Below are 18380 nucleotides of genomic sequence, written 5' to 3' on the forward strand. Positions count from 1 at the left end.
TCCTGCAACACTCATCGCAGGACGCCACTCTGGTGAAGTGAGAGGATTGCTACAAGGAGGCAGTTTCAATATGAACGCACAAGGCAAAACTTATCAACTGAAAGCAGAGAGAAGAACGGACTTTACTCGCTCTTCCCTTCGTGAATTACGTCAGAAAGGCCGGATCCCGGGCGTCGTATACGGTGCGGATATCGAGAGTACTGCATTGCATGTTGATTCAAGAGACTTCGTCAAGCTTGCACATGTTGGCCGGACAGAAGTGTTCCAACTGCAGGTGGAAGGCATGAAGCCAGTCCAAGCGCTAATCAAAGACGTTGTCAAACAAGATGGTGCTTATGCACATGTTGATTTCCAACAGGTATCTGCAAATCACCCAATACGTATTCATGTGCCTATAGAATATATCGGTACACCTGCTGGGGTCAAAAAAGGCGGTATTTTGCAGACGCAAGAAACAAGTTTGGAAATCGAGGGTCTGCCCGCACATCTTCCTTCCGTGTTTCAAGTGGATATTTCCCATTTGGGCATAGGTGGTAAGATGTTGGTGGAAGACGTGCAAATTCCAGAACATATCCATCTCTTGTCCCATAAGAATGAGCTATTGGTTTCCATTGTTACACAGCGGGGCATTGAAGAGGTAGAGGATGAAGAATCAGAAGCGGCAACAGCAGTACCGGCTTCTGTGGAAGTATAGCACATTATTTCATTTAACTAAATTAAATATAAACAGAATGAAGAGTCTGCAAAGTGCGAATGGATGAGTATAAAGCAGGCTCTTTTTTCATGCATACAACTGATAATTGGCTCACATGAATCATGTCTCATCGATCCATACTAACGATAGGCGATGGGGGTGATGGATTGCGATTTGCACGAGTAATGTCCATGCTGTTGTTGATTCCATTATGCTGCAGCTGCAGGATACAAGGGATGGAACACCCAAGATATGGAATGACGGTGAATGATACACAGATGAACGCTCTTCATCCAAGACAAGCAATCAATGTTGTCGCGATGCAGCTGGATGATTTGAAGTCATTCCAGCATACGATGTTGAAGATGCATCAGACTCCAATTGAACGTAACGTCAAAATGGATAAGGCTAGAATCGGCAGTATCGGGATCCTCGTTAATAAATTTCACGAACTCCCTCTTGATTACCGGCCAGATGATCTGGTTTATCCAAACGCACCCTTTATTTTTGACGAGCGAGTAGATAAGCGCAAATTGCGCAAGGAAGCAGCTAGAGCTCTGGAGCAGCTAATCGCTGGTGCTAGACAAGACGGTATTTATTTGGCAGGTGTATCTGCTTACCGATCGCATGCTGCTCAGACGGCCATATATCATAGCAATGTACGGCGTTATGGCAAGAAAAATGCGGAGTTGTATTGTGCGGAGCCGGGACATAGCGAACATAAGACAGGGCTCGCCGTAGACCTCACGCGTAGTGATGGAAAATGTGCAGCGGAAGCTTGCTTCGCGGACATGAAAGAGGCAAAATGGCTGCAGAATCATGCACATGAATATGGGTATATTGTTCGGTATCCAAAAGGAAAAGAGCATATTACAGGATATCAATATGAGCCATGGCATATCCGTTATGTTGGGAAGAAATTGTCCGCTCTATTGACAGCACGGGGGATCACGCTGGAAGAATATTATGATTCATCTTATCCGTAGTGGTCTGCTCTGTAGAATGGATAACGACGTCGATGGCAAAAGGAAAACCACCCAAGCAATGCCTGGGTGGTCGCCTGGGTCCAGCTCTTAGAACCAGAAAGAACGGCTTATGATTACGAGCAAAATGAAAAGTACCAAGATAACGCCAGTGCTTGTAAAGCCAAATCCACCGAAACCGCAGCTTCCACAGCTTCCACAGCCTCTTACATCAGACATGTTCAGATCCCCTTTCGTTTGGATATGATGTATTACCGTATAAGTGTATGAAGGAAGCTGTGGAGGTGATTGGACGTTTGACGGGTTACATCACGTCTGTTATGTAAATAAGCCATGCAATTCCTGCATGGCTTGTATGTTCTGCTAGGATTAGAAGCCTTTATATTGAGGCTCCTCCGTTTCTAATTGCTGCACTCGGTTTTCCACTTGGTCGACGATCTGCTGCGTTTGCTCTGCGGCATTCGTATATAATTGCTTTGCTTCTTGGTTCTGAGTAGCCAATGCAAAAGACTCCAAGTCAGCTTGTACACCTTTTAACGAAGCTAAGCATGTTTTCACTTGAGATCCAACTGTCATGCTGTACACCTCCCTTCCTACTCCGAACTACAGAGGATAATGTGTCCCGAAAGAGGAGCGGCCATACCTCTAATAATTAAATTAACTCACTTCATAAAATCATGAGCATCTACAAATAATGACGTAGTGGATTGGAACTTTTTCTTATCAAGGAGGATGTATGATGCCACTTTGGCTGGAGATCATGCTTCGGACTTTGGTTGCAGTCGTAACCTTATTCCTGCTGACCAAAATGCTGGGGAAGCGCCAGGTCACCCAATTATCCGTATTTGAATACATAACCGGCATCACGATCGGAAGCCTAGCTGCTTATGTTTCTCTGGATTTAGAGGACAACTGGTATCTTGGGCTTGTGTCGCTGGGTGTATGGGTTACGGTCTCGTTCGGCATTGAATTCTTGCAACTGAAGAGTAAAACGATGCGGGATTGGATAGACGGAAAATCAACAGTTCTGATAAAGAACGGCAAAATTCTTGAAGACAACTTGAAAAAGGAACGTCTGACCTCCGATGAATTGCTGCTGCTGCTTCGAAAGAAGGATGTATTCAAAGTGGCTGATGTTGAATTTGCGATGATGGAATCAAGCGGTGATGTAAGTGTTTTGCTCAAAAGCGAAAATATGCCATTTACTCCAAAACATCTAGGGATTAAGGTCGCTCCTGAGTATGAACCGCAAGCCGTTATTATGGACGGGCAGGTTATGGAGCAGCCGCTTGCTACGATTGGCCGTGATAATAAGTGGTTGAGCGAACAGTTGACAGCGCTAGGCGTGAAGACTGTTCAAGATGTATATTTGGCACAAGTGGACAGTTTCGGAGAGTTGTATGTCGATCTGTTCAACGATCAAATTAAAGTTACGGTCCCGCAGAAGAGGGCTAATACTTTAGCAACGATGAAAAAGTGCGAAGCTGATCTGGAAATGTTCTGTCTGTCAACGGAAGATGAGAAGGCAAAACAAATGTATGGACAGTGCTCTCGCACGATGCAGCACATTATTGAGAAGGTACGACCATTACTCATCCAATAATCGAAGGTATGCGACATAGCGAGGTGGTTACATGCTTATTGGCAAGCAATCATGGAAATTTGAGCGAGCACCTTATATTATAGGCACTTCGGCCATTGTTGGGCCTGAGGAAGGAAAGGGGCCGCTTGCAGCTGATTATGATTTGATCCACGAACAGCTTGATATTTACGAGACAAGCTGGGAGAAGGCAGAACGCAAGCTTCTTGAACAAGCAACGAGTCTTGCGATCACGAAAGCGAACGTTAACACAAGCCATATCGAGTATTTTATCGGTGGGGACTTGATGAACCAAATTACGAGTAACAGCTTCGCGGCTCGAACTCTGTCTGTTCCATACATTGGCGTATTCGGTGCGTGCTCAACTTCCATGGAATCACTTGCGCTTGCAGCGATGATTATTGATTCCGGCAATGCGCATTATGCTCTTGCAGGAACATGCAGTCATAATTGCACAGCGGAGAAGCAATTCCGGTACCCTACGGAGTACGGTTCGCAGAAGCCGCCTACTGCACAATTCACCGTAACCGGAGCAGGCGCTGCGGTATTGTGCAATCGCGGGAGTGGGCCGCGGGTAACCACCGCTACAATAGGGAAAGTCATTGACTTAGGTATAACTGATCCGTTCAACATGGGGGCGGCTATGGCGCCAGCCGCAGTGGATACCTTGCGGGCGCATTTCACAGACACCGGGAGAGAGGCCAGCTATTACGACATTATCGTAACCGGGGATTTGTCAGCCGTGGGCCATCCTATCGCTTCAGACTTATTGAGGCAGTCCGGGGTATCGATGGAGCATACCGTGTTCGATGATTGCGGCTTAATGATATTTGACCGCAACAAGCAAGCCGTACAAGCGGGAGGGAGCGGCTGCGGCTGCTCTGCTGTTGTCACCTATGGGCACTTGATGAAGCGGATGATTCGAGGACAATTGAAACGAATGTTAATTGTGGCCACTGGTTCGCTGTTGTCGCCACTCTCTTATCAACAAGGAGAGAGCATACCATGTATTGCTCATGCCGTATCCATTGAGATGGATTCGGAAGGTGAGTAAGAAGATAATATCACAACAAATAATTACTATTATGGATCTTGTATATCAAGATCCCTTTTTATGTAATAATGTATTTTGTTTTCAGACATATGGTTAATTATTCATATGTCTTCCGTGGGAATATCGATCTGCATGAAAATCCTCTCCACGACTACTCCTGCAAGAAAATCTAAAAAACTACTTTACAAAATAAAATAGATAAAGTAGTATAGTGAGAAATATTGAGATGCCTATTTATGGTAAGTGGATATATATGCAAAAAATCATTTGGAGAACAATCGGAAATCTCGTTTTTTTGCTGCTGCTTCCATGTTTAAAATAGTGCATAAAAAAACATCACATCATTGGATTTATTCCAGAAATAGGGGGAGTTTTGTATGAAAAAGAAGTGGAGTTTGTTCTTGAGTACGCTTCTTGCTGTATCGATCGCGTTGTCTGCGTGCGGCAGCGACAAAGCGAAGGAACCAGAGAAGAATGCACAATCGAATGAGCAAGGTTCTAGCCAAGAAGAGAAGAAAGATGATGCGGCTGGAGAAGGCGAAATCGTCTCTGAGGGTGTAATTAAGGCAACGGATACTTCCAAATCTCCAGAATTGGCGAACAACCGTAAAGATATGGTGATTATCGGTATTACAGCTCCGAAAGGTATTTTCAATCCAATTTACTCGGAATCTGCATATGATGTATACGTTATGCGTTCCTTGTTCAAAGGGATGTTACAATATGATAAAGATGGTACAGTGAAGCCAGCATTGGCGGAAGAGTATCAAGTGTCTCCTGACAATTTGAAATATACATTCAAGCTGAAGAAAGACTTGAAATTTAGCGACGGAACACCTCTTACGGCAGAAGACGTGGCATTCACGTTCACTGTTTTCCATGATAAATCCTACGACGGTCCGGCTGATATCGTGAAGGATGCACATATTAAGGGTGGACAAGACTACCGCGATGGCAAAGTATCTTCCATCGAAGGGATCAAGGTAATCGATCCGTTGACGATCGAGTTCACAACTACAGAAGTAAGCGCGACAGCACTAGCTGCTATCGGTACACAAGAGATTATGTCCAAAGCATACTATGGCAAGGACTATAAGCAAGGCAACCTTGGCTACATGCCTGACTTGTTCACGAAACCAGTCGGTGCTGGTCCATACAAGCTGGATAAGTTCGTAGCAGGACAAGAAGCGCAGCTTACTGCGAATGAGTACTACTACTTGGGCAAGCCTAAGGTTGAGAAGCTGATCTATAAATTTACAACCGATGAAACAAACGTTCAATTGCTGCAAACAGGTGAAACGGATATGGATGCTCCAGCGGTATCCAAAGATCAAGTGGAGCAATTGAAGGAAATGGGCTTCTTGGATACTACCTTGTACCGTACAAATGGCTACGGCTACATCGCATTCAACCACAAGCTAGATAAGTTCAAGGACAAGCGTGTTCGTCAAGCGTTGACATACGGCTTGAACCGTCAAGAAATCGTCGATGCGGTATACCAAGGTTATGCAGACGTTATCGATGTTCCACAATCGAAGCAATCCTGGTCTTACACGGACGATGTAACGAAATACAACTTCGATCTGGAGAAGGCGAAGCAATTGCTTGACGAAGCTGGCTGGAAAGTCGGCGCTGACGGCAAGCGAGAGAAGAATGGCGAGAAGTTCGTCATCCACTTCACAGCATCTACGCCTAACGTAGTTAACGATGCAATCATTCCGGTCGCTCAGAAGAACTTCGGCGATCTCGGCATTGAGTTCGTCGCTGACCAAATGGAGTTCAACGCCGTTATCGACAAGAAAAAGAAGGGCGACTTCGACATGCTATTCATGGCATATGGATTGACACCAGATCCGCAATCTTCGGAGGGTGTATTCACAACGAAGGGCTTCCAGAACGAAATTGGCTACAGCAATCCGAAGATCGATGATTTGTTCAAGCAGGCAGGTTCGACTCTCGATGTTGAGAAGCGTAAAGAAATCTTCCATGCAATCTATAAAGAGTTGAACGAAGATCTTCCTTTGATGTACATGTACCAACGTCGTGATATGTTCGCAACGAACGCTCGTGTTCAAGGCTTCGATATGTCGCCTTACAACGATTTCACTTATTCTCTTCCTACTATTCAAATTCAATAATCGAACATGATGATGATCTCGGGAAGTCCAGCAATTTGCTGGACTTTCTTTTTTTGATGTTAACAAATAGACATGATTTTGTTCGTTATATGATAATCATCTATGCGTTTTCCTGTATTCAAATCTTTGCCCCGATATCGTTTCATAACTAGGAGTACGAGAATTTTATTCTAATGGCTCATTCATGTTACAATAGTGTCTGATCACATTAGCTGTAGAAAGACATATGGAGGGAATTATACGTTGAGATGGATGAAATCGCTGTTCGTCCTGTTCCTTACCTTGATGGTAATGACAGGTTGCGGCACGACACAGATTGGAAATGAGAAGAAGGTTGCGACAGATCGCCCTTCGACAACAGTAGAAACAAACGAACCAGCCCAATCGAAGCCCCTTACAGACTTCGAGGAAGTGGCGAGTTATATACGGAAGCATCATTCTCTGCCTGATAATTTCATTACGAAGAAGGATGCAGAGAAGCTGGGCTGGAATGCGAAGGAAGGCAATCTAAATGAAGTAGCTCCAGGCAAGAGCATTGGCGGAGATATCTTCCGCAATCGGGAAGGCAAGCTGCCGAAGAAGAAGGGGCGCATTTGGTATGAGGCAGATATGAACTATTCCAAGGGATTCCGCGGCAAAGATCGTCTTCTCTTCTCGAATGACGGGCTGATCTATAAAACAGAGGATCATTATGGTACATTCCAGCAGATGAAAGGGAAGGATGGAGAGCGATGACAAGACAAATTATTGAATTGGATGGGCGACTCTTAACCTCGCGTACGAAGCTGCATGATGTCCTCAGCAAGGAATTAGAGCTCCCTGAACATTATGGACGTAATCTGGATGCGCTGTGGGATTGCTTGACGGAATCATCTGCACGTCCGTTAACAATCCATTGGAGCCATTATGAGGCAAGCAAAAGGCAATTGGGAGAGTATTGCGAGCAGGTGCTGCATTTGTTCCAAGATGCAGAAGCTGAGTTGGATGGATTCAAGGTGAAGATCACACGGTAATGTGTGGCAGATAGGGAATAAGACATCATAAATGAATATAGAAGCCTATAACAGTGAACAAGCCTTTGACAATATGGTCAAAGGCTTGTTTTTGTATATGTCCCATGTGTTATCTTACAAGAAGACAAAATAAATAACGGCTGCCAATACGATGCGATAGATAGCAAATGGTACGAGTTTCACTCGATTAATCAGCTTCAAGAAGAAGCGGATAGAGATGAGAGCGAATAGGAATGCGCTAATGAAGCCGACGATGAAGAACGGCAGTGCATCCATGGAGAAATCCTTCCAGTGCTTCAGCAGGGATAATCCGCTAGCTCCAGCCATGACAGGTACGGCCATAATGAATGTAAAATCAGCAGCCGCACGGTGACTCATCCCCAGCAGTACCCCGCCTGAGATCGTAGAGCCAGAACGGGAGAATCCTGGCCATAGACCAAGACATTGGAACAAGCCGATGCCAAATGCTTGCTTGTATGTTACCTGATCCACCGTCTTTGCCGTTGGCTTCGCAGGGCGGAACCAGTCTGCTGCGATCATGAGCACTGCTCCGAGCACAAGGCCGATCAGCACAGTCTGGATGGAAAATAAGTATTGATCAATATACTTTTCGAACAGTAATCCAAGCACTGCTGCTGGAATTAATCCAACGAGCACTTGTGTGAGCTTCAATCTGGAATGTCCCGCTCTACCTAGCTCTGGATCAATTGGAGCACGCTTCAACCCAAGCAGTTGGAAAAATCGATCCCAAAAAACAACGACAACTGCAAGGATGGAGCCAAGCTGGATCACGACTTTGAACATATTCGCCATTTGAGGGCTAAATATCTCTTTTGAATGAAGCATAAAGTCATCCACTAGAATCATATGCCCGGTCGAAGAGACCGGAGCAAACTCAGTCAGGCCTTCTACCACGCCTAATATAAATCCAACAAACATGTCCCACCAATTCAACGATAGTCACTCTCCTATGTAAGGCCTGTAAAATAGAATGTGCATAGCACAGATTGTATTATATAGCGATCTTGCACATTGTGGTAGTGTTAGTTTACATAATATGTAGTGTGTTAACAAATGATTTACAAATGAATGTAAGACAAGAATCGGTACTTAAGCTGCTAAGAGGTAGGCGGTAAGAAGGTTTGTTGTTTTGTAAGTATTGCTAAGTTCAGAAAAACAGAAATTTCTTAATGAATTTGAAGTAGTACGCGCTCAGATTTAAGTCTTGTACTTGTAGGGGAGGTCATATATGATAGCTCTATCTTACTAGGTAAATTATTCCTAAAAGTAAAAATAAAAGGATGATTAGGGGGTAGTCGAATGTGGGGAAGACGGTCAGAGTGAAACAGACGTATAAGACAAGATGGAGTACGCTTGGTATTGCCGTCATCTGTATAATGCTTGTTCTCGCAACACTATGGTCAGAGCAGCCGCCGGCGCCAAAAGGAGAGAATGCACCGATAGAACAATTTTCAGCGGTTAGAGCTATGGAGCATGTGAGAGCCATCGCACAGCTGCCGCATCCATCAGGTTCGGTAGAGAATGAGAGGGTGCGAACATATTTAGTTGAGCAAATGGAGTTATTAGGGCTACAGCCAAATGTGAACACGTATCCATGGACAGGGCAGTATAGAGGCATCTCCGAGTCGTTTGAGCTGCATAATATCATTGGAGTACATAAAGGAACCAAACCGGGAAAAGCATTGATGCTGACCGCTCATTACGATTCTACACCATTTGGCCCAGGGGCTAATGACGATGCGGTTGGGGTTGCGGCACTCTTGGAGACGGCACGCATTCTACAGGCTAGTCCGCCTATGGATCGGGACATTTGGTTCGTGCTGACTGATGGTGAAGAGAAAGGGATGCTTGGTGCAGAGGCTTTCTGGTTTGACAATAAAGTTCGTGAACAGATCGGCCTTGTCGTGAATTTCGAGGCGAGAGGTTCGCGAGGTCCGTCAATCATGTTCCAAACGAGCCGAAATAATGGGCAGCTTATTTCTGAATTTGCCTCGTTCGCGGTGTCTCCAGTTAGCAGTTCCCTTTTAGGCGACTTGTATCGGACGATGCCGAATGATACGGATTTGACCGTCTCACTGAATGCTGGCATACCAGGTCTTAATTTCGCATATATCGATGGCTGGGACAAATACCATTCCGATCAAGATACGCCCGACAATGTAACACTAGCAACACTACAGCACCATGGCGAGAATGCACTTGGGGCTGCTAAGCGGTTCGGAAATATGGATTTAGAGCAAGTGAATGATTCCGATCGGGTCTATTTTAACTGGTTTACGTTGCTGCTTCATTATCCTTCTTCCTGGACGATCCCGATGTCCATCTTGATTGGCATAGGGTGGCTTCTCTGTATCGCGGTGCTCTTCAAGAAGAAGGCAATTGCATTGAAGGGAATGGCGCTCAGTTTCCTGCTTACACTAGGAAGCATCATTACATCTGTTGTGGTCGCTTACTTGGTATTTGTAGGGATTATGTATATTGGAAGTTCAGTGGCGGGGATGCCATTGCAATCTGCTTCCATACCGGCTCAGGTCAATCTTGTTTTTGTACTGATCGCATTACTTGTTCATCTCGCATTCACACGTCTAACTCGGGATAGGGTTAACGTCTTGGAAATGATCCTAACCGGAATGCTGTTCTACTTCCTGCTTTTAATCGTTGTGTTAGGGCTTATCCCTGGAGCAAGCTACCTATTCCTGCTCCCGCTTCCTATTCACTGCATCGTCATCGGGTGTACACTGCATAAGCGCAATCCGATTATGGTCTTGCAGCGGCCATGGGTGAGCCTTGTATTCGCGCTTGCTCCATTGACGCTGACAACAAGTTTATTTCATCTGTTGTATACGGGAATGCCGCTTCAGATTACGGTATTCACCACAGTTCTGTGCGTGTTAATATTCACCTTGCTGCAGCCGCTTATGACGAGTCTAACGATGGTTCGGGTAAGCCGTTCCGCGAAAATTGTGGATAGCAAATAGGTAAAACAGAGCCCATGTATGCATCATGGGCTCTGCTCGTGTATTATTCGGTTTGCTTGGAGTCGCGACAGTGCCACAATAGCTTCATCACATCAACCCGCTCATACGAGCACCATTTCTCCCATTGTTTGATTGCGCCTTCTAATCCTCCGACCTGCGGATGCACTGTTGTAATTGCACGGTTGAAGCGGGAACTGAATGGAATGAACGAGAGCGGCGAACCGGCGGTGATATGAATTTGGTTCCACCTTTTAAGGGTAGTCGTAGTTGTACCATCCGTATCGGCCGCATCCATTTCAAAAACCGTAAAGGAGTGGATATCTCCCTGCTTGCTGAGCATAGACATCGCAGGTGCGGTGATTGCATCCATGCTGTGCGTATAGTTTTGTATAGCGTCAGGCTGTACCGAGATATATTCAACATAGAATGCACATTCTGGCGGCAAGTTCGTCTCTTCTCCGATTACACAGCTAGGGATAAGATGAGCTGATAAGGTTCGGCTGTGTAAGCGTAGCTGTTCAGTCATACAAGGATCGGCATCCTTTACATACGTCTGTTCCAGAGCCGTAAAATCCGCAGCACTCATGTCCGGAGGAAGCTTATAAATGAAAAGATTGCTCCATTGCGTTTTGTTCGTTCGTCCTTGTACAACGAGAGAGGTGCGGAATCCCCATGCCTCTACCAAATCTCCATGCGAAATCATGTGCTGTAGAAGAGCTTCGTATCGTCGTTCCCAATCTGCAATTGCATTTGACTGTACCGTTCGTAAAACGTACTTCGCTTGATGCTTTGTCATTGGTTCTGGTTGAGGAAATTCGAAACGATTGCGATTTGCAGGTGTAATCCGAAAGCTTCTACGTATCCAGCGTATAGATGCACAAGCAATAATAATGACGAGGAGCATTACCGTTCCCAAACTTGTCATGATGATTGTAAGCATAAGTTGTAGTCCTCTCTATTGTTCATTTACAACCCTAATGAAGCTGCTTGCTTTGTTTTTCTCCCAGGCACTCTTCGAGCGAACGTGAAGAATTTAATTGATCAACGTACATCACAATTTGTAGCTACAACATCTAATTGTAGCGAACCTTTAAGCTAACAACATCAATCGCAGGAAGGATATCGATTCCATCTGGCGATGTAATCTTACGCGGGCAAGAAAGAAGATGTTCATGATGCTCATGTAAAATGGGGATCGGAACAGAGTGTTCCTCAACGGTTCGGTCATGATCTGGATATCGAATGACTGCGGTATGGATTGACAATGTTTGTTCTTCCATGCATACTGTTACAACCTGTTAAAATACTGGTATTATATAGGATGCGCATGTTTGTTTTTAGTGGAAATGATAGATTCGGGAGGATATCTGATTGGAAGGGTTAGTAAAGTTGGAGCAAGTGACGAAGAGCTATGATCGTCGAGTCATCCTGCAACGTGTAGAATTGTCTATCGGAGCGCATGAAGCAGTATCGATTACAGGAACGAATGGATCGGGGAAAAGCACGCTGCTCCGCTTGATTGCCGGATTAGCCAAGCCGACGAGCGGAATGATTCATCGTCACGGAGGAAGCAAACAGCGTATTGGCTTCGTTCCTGATCGACTGCCGAAGCTGCGGCTTACACCGGAAGAGTACCTATTTTCCATGGGTGGTATGCAAGGGATGAGCAAGGAAGCCATATCTGCACGGCTGGATGAATTGCTTGCCTTGTTCAAAATGGAGGATGCAGCTGCACGAAGAATGAATATTTTCTCCAAAGGGATGCTGCAAAAGGTGAACCTCATGCAAGCTGTACTGAATAAGCCTGATTTATTGCTGCTGGACGAGCCTCTATCCGGATTGGATACGGAATCACAGCGAGAGCTTATTCGTCTGCTCGGACATATGAAGCAGCAGGGCATTGCAATGGTGATGTCATGTCATGAGGCATCTTTGGTCGATCAGCTTGCGGATCGATGCGTAAGCATTCACCGTGGCTCAATTTCAATTACAGAGGTTCGTCCGCTCGAGGAAGATGTGCAGATTGAGGTGACGGTACCGACATCTCTGTCTATAAGTGATGAGATCGCTCGAATAGAAGGGATTCTCGGTTATAAAGAGCATGATACAATCTCTGACAGGTATGTCATACGTTCGAGGCAGCATGATTCAGATCACGTGCTGTTAGAGCTGCTAATGCGGAAATGTTCGATTGTATCCGTTCAAGCAAGTGCCGCCCATGGATATACTGGTTCAAATTATGCGCAGCAGCCTTCTCGACAGGAGGGACGCGAATATGCTTAAAGCAACCATATGGTACTTGCTGCGCAACTACAGTCGATCGTATCGCTACATACCGCCGTTATTCACGTTCTTGATTAGTTTGGGCTTGTTCTATACGTATACACCGAATCCGATTATGGGCAGCTTCTCATTCACGACGATGCTGATTTATATCATGGCAGCATGGTTCAGCTACAGCTTCCTGAAGACGGAGCATGCGGTTCAGGAAGAACTGACAATCTTGCATGTGAAGAGCCGAGCACTCTATTTGATCGGGCTTATTTGTTCGGCTGCGCTTATCATTTGTTTCATTGTTGTGGTTGCAATTGTTTACCCAATCGTGTTCGATAAATTTGACGAGCCTATTCGGTTCGAGCATCTCATTGTCGGGCTGTTCACGCACCTCGGCTCTGCACTCCTCGGAATTGCGATATCGCTGTACTTCGCGAAGAGGGTGGAGCGTGCTAGCTATGCAATTGGCGGGATACTGCTTATTCTTGCACTGTCCTTTTGTCAAGGAGCACTTATCGCAAAAGCAGGCATAGCAGGTGCGCTTCTATCATGGGTATTTCCGCCTGCCTATCATACGATGAATATGCTGTTGAACTATAGCAGTTATACAATGGCATCAACTCTTGGTACGATCGGGCTATCTATTGGATATGCGGTACTACTGATGATTCTGCTCATTCAAGTGCTGAAGCAGGTTGAAGAGTAGTCTGCAGATCATGGGCGCAATAATATGGAGGTACATAATATAAACGAGAGACTTTTACGAAGCGAGGAGTAATATATGGGGAAAATCAGCTAAGGTCTATCGCTAGTTTATTACTTTATTTTCTTTGATAAGGAGAATCGCCATGACTGATAACGCTAGGTTACAGATGCGCTCTATGCAAAGTCTGAACTATGAACAACGGCGGTTGTTTGTATAGAGCTGAAGCCTGAATGAAAGATACCGCCATGACTTCAAATGAAGTTATGAAGTTGATAGCTTAGACTTTGCTCTCTTCACAGTACATTTCTGTAAGGGGTAGAGCGAAGATGAAATATGTAAATGCAGATCGAGTATTACCCAAGACATTGATTCAAGAGATTCAAAAATATATCCAAGGCGGACTGCTGTATGTCCCTGCGCCGAAGTCGCAGCATAAGAAATGGGGCGAACAATCGGGAGGCAGGAAGATGTTGAGCAGGCGGAACATAGCTATTCGACATTCTTTTGCAGCGGGCTCAACTATGGATGAGCTTGCCGAGCAATATTGCTTGTCCTCGGACAGTATTAAGAAGATTATATATACAAAATCATAGTGATTTGGATGTAAAGGCTGCATCAGAGGGATTTGGTGCGGTCTTTTTTATTTGTAACATGTTGCAGCTTCTTGCAGCGTGTTTGTAATGTTTGTTTTAAATAATTTATTCCCTATGTTGCTTGGAGTCCACCTACTACAATAAAGGCTGTAAGAGCAGCTTATGAATGTGTCGACCGAGAAATAGTTCGATAAGAACCTTCAACCCTCGATCCGAACTTCATGTGGCAAAGTGCTCGAATATGCTCAATATTGGAGTGGAGAAAAATGATTTCATTCTTTCAATTCGACACGAACGAAGAGAAACATGTGCTGCTGGCACGGGCGAGAAATGTGGCGCTAAATGCTATTCAGAAGTATGACATCGCATGGGAAAAAATCCAGTTCATACAGTTGTCGGATACGATTACGTATAAGATTGAAGCGACTTCTCAAGAATGTTATCTACTGCGCATTCACTCGGATCGGTGGAGTCGAGATGAGATTGCTTCCGAACTCGCCTTTCTTCAGATGTTGCATCATTCGATGGAGCTGACAGTGCCGACTGGGGTGGCGAGCAAGGATGGATCCTATGTAATTGAAGTGGAAACGGAAACGGGTTATTGCAGGCCAGATGTCACGTTGATGAGATGGGTAGAAGGGGAGAATGCTATGGCATTAACGGATAGCCAAGCGTATCGAACGGGTACGATGATGGCACGACTCCATGAGGAAGCTGCACATTATGTTCCTTCCTCTGATTTCACACGTCCCGCCTGGGGCATTGACAGTTTTAGAAAGGAGTTCAAGAAGCTCGAACGATATTACCCTCGATTTTTAGCCAAGCAAGGTTGGGATCTCTATCAAGCAGCGGCCGATAAGGTTATTGCTCAAGTTGCCGGGATGGAACGAAATGCTGATACATATGGTCTGATTCATGCTGATTTGCATACAGGGAATGTTGTATATACCGGGGAAGAGCCGTCCGATTGATTTTGGTCGGTGCGGTTATGGTTATTATCTTTATGATATGGCGGGTGCACTATTAGGACTTGGTGTAAATCAGCGCAAGCAGTTTATTGCAGGATATGAAAATATGAAAAAGCTGTCCAGCGGCTATATTCAGCAGGTGGAGTGTTTTTTTATCATGTTTATGATCGAGAACTACTGTCATCATGCTGCAAATCCGGAAGAGACGGAAAATCTGAAATCCGAACAGGTATTTGCACAAACGTATTTGCATGCCTTTTTGCAAGATTCGTCGTTTTTATTCCGCCGAGTTGATCCGGTTCAAATAGGAAGTCCAGTGAACCCGGTGAACATCACTTCTCATTAGAACGTGCAAGGGGAATGCGCAGCGAGATATTATTCTCTCTTGCATTCCCCATATGTACGAGTACGATTGTTGTATTATTGTTTGCAGTGCGAGCTTACGAACTGTTGGACAAAATACTTAGGATGAAGTGGCTCGCCCGTTGCACGTTTCAATAGATCATTCCATGTCCATGTCGCGCCAGGGAAGAAAACTTGCTCCTTTACATAAGTTCCAGCTTCTAGAGAGAACAAGTCTCGCGAAATGTTCGTCATGATATAATGATGCAGTTGGGAAGCGGTCAGCTCACCTAATATATAGCTTTGATAGCTTACGGGAGCGAGCGTGAAATGCATCTTGGCAGCCCAGTCCGGATGCCGGGTATCCTCTGGCGCTTGCAAGTGCTGGATCTCTTCTACGAGCTGCCACCAACGTTCATTCACATTGGTATGCGGACGCTCATACAACTCGCGCTCGAACTTCACAAATGTAATATACCATCTCATACTGACCAGCATCTCGCGTTGAAGAGTATCGCGCAGGGCAGAGGCATGGGATGAAAAGGCGGTGGGTTCCGGCTTGATGAAGCGGGTAATCCAATCCTGATCCTTTGTCATTCGGCCAAAGAGCATCGCAATCGCTTCGGTAGTAAGCGTATGGGCAGGCTTGCGTAGAAGGAAAGGCAGCGCTGCGTCAATATTTTTCTCATATGCCGCATGACCGAACTCGTGCAGCATCACACTCATCCAAAATTCGCTCGGATTCATGCTCATCATGACGCGTGGTTCGCCCGTACGTCCCATATCCGTGCAATAGCCATATGGGTATTTCTTATCGCGCGGATATAGGTCACTGCGTGCGATTACATCTGTGATATTGAGCCCCATGCTTTGAAACGTCTCTGCTGTAATGGCTTCCATCCTTTCATTTTGTAAATACTCAGCCATACTCCATTCACTGACGGCAGGCGTACTTTGAAAGAACGGATCTGAATAATGCCACGGCCTAAGCTGCGATACCGTAATACGAAACTTTTGAGCTAGTTCCTCGTCAATTTGCTGCTTCACAAGCCGATACGGTTCTTCACTCTGGACAAGCAGCTCATCGATTATGGCAAACACGACGTCAAGATCGAGATCCTGCGCGCTATATTGCATCTGATAATAATTGTCGTAACCAAGTGTGCGCGCCTCTTCATTGCGCTGCTGGATAAGCTGCAGTGCGCGATCGCAGACCTGCTTGCCGATTTGCTTGCTAGCGAGCCATGCCTGCTTGCGTTCTTCCGGATCAAGACTCGTTTCCAGAATCGTACGAATATCATTATTTGATACATGCTGGTTCTGTATGGTAGGACGGTAGGAATTGAAAATGTCCACTAGTTCCTTTGTCATGCGAGTAGAGCGTTCAGCCAGCTGCGGATCTAACTGTTGATTGATCATAAAGTGGTGAAGCTCTGTAAGCTGACGTTGTTGTAATGATGTAAGCTGCTTATTCTCTAGGTGCTTCGTAATGAGGGCGAACCGCTCTGTATCTGATAAATAACGCTTCCATTCATTTCGAGCAACCTCCAACGCATCATTCCATGATTCCTCACCTGTAGAAGTTACCATCCATCCTGTTTGACCAATCTTTACGCTTAGCTCCTGAAGATTCTTGTTCTCACGCTGCAAAAAAGACTCCACATCCATGACATCCATATGAATTCTCCTCTCCATAACACTACTAGCACAATGTGTAAGTTTATAGTTATTACCATACCAAAATAATGTAATTTGGAATTCTTGATTTATGGCATTAATCGTACAATTATGTAGGTATGTTGATGCTATAGTTAGGTATACCCGAGAAATTAAAAGAAAACAGGCAGAGCCAATTACAGTTACTTGAAGGTAACAAGGTTACTTTTAGGTTACTAGAACACTTCAAAGTGCGTACTTCCATTTCGATTCCATGTAAGCCATAATGCATGTATCGCGTTATGGCGAAATTCGCCGATCACATGACGTGTATAGGTGGATTCTTATGAAGAAGACTTAGGAGGAACGTGAAATGGCATCGAATTTACAAGATAGAGTTACATTGCATAATGGAGTGACAATGCCGTGGTTCGGACTTGGCGTGTTCAAGGTGAATGACGGTTCCGAAGTTGTCGATTCCGTTGCGGCAGCAATCAAGAATGGATACCGCAGTATTGATACTGCAGCTATATATGGAAATGAAGAAGGCGTAGGACAAGGAATCCAAATCGGATTGAAAGAAGCGGGTATCGCGAGAGAAGAATTGTTCATCACTTCGAAGGTGTGGAATTCGGACTTGGGTTATGAATCTACACTTGCAGCCTATGATGCAAGCTTGAAGAAGCTCGGTCTCGAATATTTGGATTTGTATCTGATTCATTGGCCGGTAGAAGGTAAGATTAAAGACGCATGGAGAGCGTTGGAGACCTTATATAAATCTGGTCGCGTGAAAGCAATCGGGGTAAGCAACTTCCACATTCATCATTTGCAGGATTTGATGAAGGTTGCAGAAATTAAGCCGATGATCAACCAAGTCGAATTCCATCCACGCTTGACACAGCAAGAGCTGCGCGAATATTGCATGGAGCAAGGCATTCAGTTTGAGGCATGGTCTCCGCTTATGCAAGGACAACTGCTTGATCAACCTGAATTGCAAGAAATTGCTAGCAAGCACGGAAAATCGGTTGCGCAAGTAATCTTGCGCTGGGATCTGCAGCATGGCGTCATTACCATTCCGAAATCGATCAAGGAACATCGGATCGTTGAGAATGCCTCCATTTTCGATTTTGAATTGACATCAGAAGAGATGGAGCGCATTGATGGATTGAATCAACATCATCGTGTTGGTCCAGATCCTGACAATTTCGACTTCTAAATTGAATAACGAAGGGCTGCCCAAGTCACTAGTGTGACAAGGGGCAGCCTTTTTACGTTTATTGAACGGTCATCATGCATCATCTATGGACAAATGAAAACGAACATGAGAAAATAAGTCCCTGATATTGAGAATCATTATTAA

At 45.1% G+C, this 18380-nt stretch carries 20 protein-coding genes; 14 read left to right on the forward strand and 6 right to left on the reverse strand.

Features of this window, described 5'->3' with window-relative positions; all coding sequences use genetic code 11:
• Positions 1 to 70 precede the first annotated feature (70 nt).
• On the forward strand, positions 71 to 694 hold the full coding sequence (locus M3661_RS12035) for a 50S ribosomal protein L25 (RefSeq protein ID WP_065292055.1): 624 nt from the start codon (positions 71 to 73) through the stop codon (positions 692 to 694).
• A 236-nt stretch (positions 695 to 930) separates the two neighbouring features.
• The gene (locus M3661_RS12040) at positions 931 to 1680 is read left to right on the forward strand and encodes a M15 family metallopeptidase (protein WP_251485216.1); all 750 of its coding nucleotides are present in this window, start codon (positions 931 to 933) and stop codon (positions 1678 to 1680) included.
• 87 nt (positions 1681 to 1767) lie between these two features.
• Here the strand turns inward: M3661_RS12040 and M3661_RS30265 are convergent, their stop codons facing one another.
• Both M3661_RS30265 and M3661_RS12045 read right to left on the reverse strand, forming a co-directional pair.
• Positions 1768 to 1896, reverse strand: a complete 129-nt coding sequence (locus tag M3661_RS30265; RefSeq protein WP_285852996.1) for a hypothetical protein — start codon at positions 1894 to 1896, stop codon at positions 1768 to 1770.
• 150 nt (positions 1897 to 2046) lie between these two features.
• Complete coding sequence (locus tag M3661_RS12045; RefSeq protein ID WP_021253804.1) at positions 2047 to 2253, reverse strand: DUF1657 domain-containing protein; 207 nt, start codon at positions 2251 to 2253, stop codon at positions 2047 to 2049.
• A 163-nt stretch (positions 2254 to 2416) separates the two neighbouring features.
• Here M3661_RS12045 and M3661_RS12050 point away from each other — a divergent pair, with 163 nt between their 5' ends.
• The 5 genes from M3661_RS12050 (at position 2417) to M3661_RS12070 (ending at position 7482) form a co-directional block, all read left to right on the forward strand.
• Positions 2417 to 3280, forward strand: a complete 864-nt coding sequence (locus tag M3661_RS12050; protein WP_072730830.1) for a DUF421 domain-containing protein — start codon at positions 2417 to 2419, stop codon at positions 3278 to 3280.
• A 31-nt stretch (positions 3281 to 3311) separates the two neighbouring features.
• Complete coding sequence (gene spoVAD, locus M3661_RS12055; protein ID WP_251485218.1) at positions 3312 to 4331, forward strand: stage V sporulation protein AD; 1020 nt, start codon at positions 3312 to 3314, stop codon at positions 4329 to 4331.
• Between the two features lie 377 nt (positions 4332 to 4708).
• Complete coding sequence (locus M3661_RS12060) at positions 4709 to 6469, forward strand: ABC transporter substrate-binding protein (protein WP_251485221.1); 1761 nt, start codon at positions 4709 to 4711, stop codon at positions 6467 to 6469.
• A 243-nt stretch (positions 6470 to 6712) separates the two neighbouring features.
• Entirely contained in the window at positions 6713 to 7204 is a 492-nt protein-coding gene (locus M3661_RS12065) for a ribonuclease domain-containing protein (RefSeq protein ID WP_251485223.1), read from the forward strand.
• Positions 7201 to 7482 carry a barstar family protein gene (locus M3661_RS12070; RefSeq protein WP_251485225.1) on the forward strand — a complete coding sequence of 94 codons (282 nt, stop codon included), beginning with the start codon at positions 7201 to 7203 and terminating at the stop codon, positions 7480 to 7482. The genes M3661_RS12065 and M3661_RS12070 overlap by 4 nt, the downstream gene beginning before the upstream one ends.
• A 114-nt stretch (positions 7483 to 7596) precedes the next feature.
• Here M3661_RS12070 and M3661_RS12075 read toward each other — a convergent pair whose 3' ends face one another.
• Entirely contained in the window at positions 7597 to 8421 is an 825-nt protein-coding gene (locus tag M3661_RS12075) for an undecaprenyl-diphosphate phosphatase (protein WP_175560783.1), read from the reverse strand.
• 383 nt (positions 8422 to 8804) lie between these two features.
• Between M3661_RS12075 and M3661_RS12080 the strand changes: the two genes are divergently transcribed.
• On the forward strand, positions 8805 to 10481 hold the full coding sequence (locus tag M3661_RS12080) for a M28 family peptidase (RefSeq protein WP_251485227.1): 1677 nt from the start codon (positions 8805 to 8807) through the stop codon (positions 10479 to 10481).
• Between the two features lie 43 nt (positions 10482 to 10524).
• Here M3661_RS12080 and M3661_RS12085 read toward each other — a convergent pair whose 3' ends face one another.
• Both M3661_RS12085 and M3661_RS12090 read right to left on the reverse strand, forming a co-directional pair.
• The gene (locus M3661_RS12085; protein ID WP_251485229.1) at positions 10525 to 11421 is read right to left on the reverse strand and encodes a hypothetical protein; all 897 of its coding nucleotides are present in this window, start codon (positions 11419 to 11421) and stop codon (positions 10525 to 10527) included.
• Positions 11422 to 11554: 133 nt separating this feature from the next.
• Positions 11555 to 11761 carry a hypothetical protein gene (locus M3661_RS12090; RefSeq protein WP_251485231.1) on the reverse strand — a complete coding sequence of 69 codons (207 nt, stop codon included), beginning with the start codon at positions 11759 to 11761 and terminating at the stop codon, positions 11555 to 11557.
• A 91-nt stretch (positions 11762 to 11852) separates the two neighbouring features.
• On the opposite strand from M3661_RS12090, the gene M3661_RS12095 reads away from it, so the two are divergent.
• From M3661_RS12095 to M3661_RS12115, 5 genes are all read left to right on the forward strand, one after another.
• Positions 11853 to 12764, forward strand: a complete 912-nt coding sequence (locus tag M3661_RS12095; protein ID WP_065292043.1) for an ATP-binding cassette domain-containing protein — start codon at positions 11853 to 11855, stop codon at positions 12762 to 12764.
• Complete coding sequence (locus M3661_RS12100) at positions 12757 to 13461, forward strand: ABC transporter permease (RefSeq protein ID WP_251485233.1); 705 nt, start codon at positions 12757 to 12759, stop codon at positions 13459 to 13461. The genes M3661_RS12095 and M3661_RS12100 overlap by 8 nt, the downstream gene beginning before the upstream one ends.
• Positions 13462 to 13787: 326 nt before the next feature.
• The gene (locus tag M3661_RS12105; protein WP_251485236.1) at positions 13788 to 14054 is read left to right on the forward strand and encodes a CD3324 family protein; all 267 of its coding nucleotides are present in this window, start codon (positions 13788 to 13790) and stop codon (positions 14052 to 14054) included.
• A 266-nt stretch (positions 14055 to 14320) separates the two neighbouring features.
• Complete coding sequence (locus M3661_RS12110; RefSeq protein ID WP_251485239.1) at positions 14321 to 15025, forward strand: phosphotransferase enzyme family protein; 705 nt, start codon at positions 14321 to 14323, stop codon at positions 15023 to 15025.
• Positions 15026 to 15062: 37 nt separating this feature from the next.
• Complete coding sequence (locus M3661_RS12115) at positions 15063 to 15368, forward strand: hypothetical protein (protein WP_251485243.1); 306 nt, start codon at positions 15063 to 15065, stop codon at positions 15366 to 15368.
• 74 nt (positions 15369 to 15442) lie between these two features.
• On the opposite strand, the gene M3661_RS12120 is transcribed toward M3661_RS12115, so the two are convergent.
• A complete protein-coding gene (locus M3661_RS12120) occupies positions 15443 to 17041 on the reverse strand; it encodes a M3 family metallopeptidase (RefSeq protein WP_251485246.1) in 1599 nt (532 codons plus the stop codon).
• Between the two features lie 352 nt (positions 17042 to 17393).
• Between M3661_RS12120 and M3661_RS12125 the strand changes: the two genes are divergently transcribed.
• On the forward strand, positions 17394 to 18236 hold the full coding sequence (locus M3661_RS12125; protein WP_251485250.1) for an aldo/keto reductase: 843 nt from the start codon (positions 17394 to 17396) through the stop codon (positions 18234 to 18236).
• The last annotated feature ends 144 nt before the right edge of the window (positions 18237 to 18380 follow it).

Origin of the sequence: Paenibacillus sp. MER 180 (genome assembly GCF_023713665.1) — a bacterium.
GTDB lineage: Bacteria > Bacillota > Bacilli > Paenibacillales > Paenibacillaceae > Paenibacillus_B > Paenibacillus_B suaedae.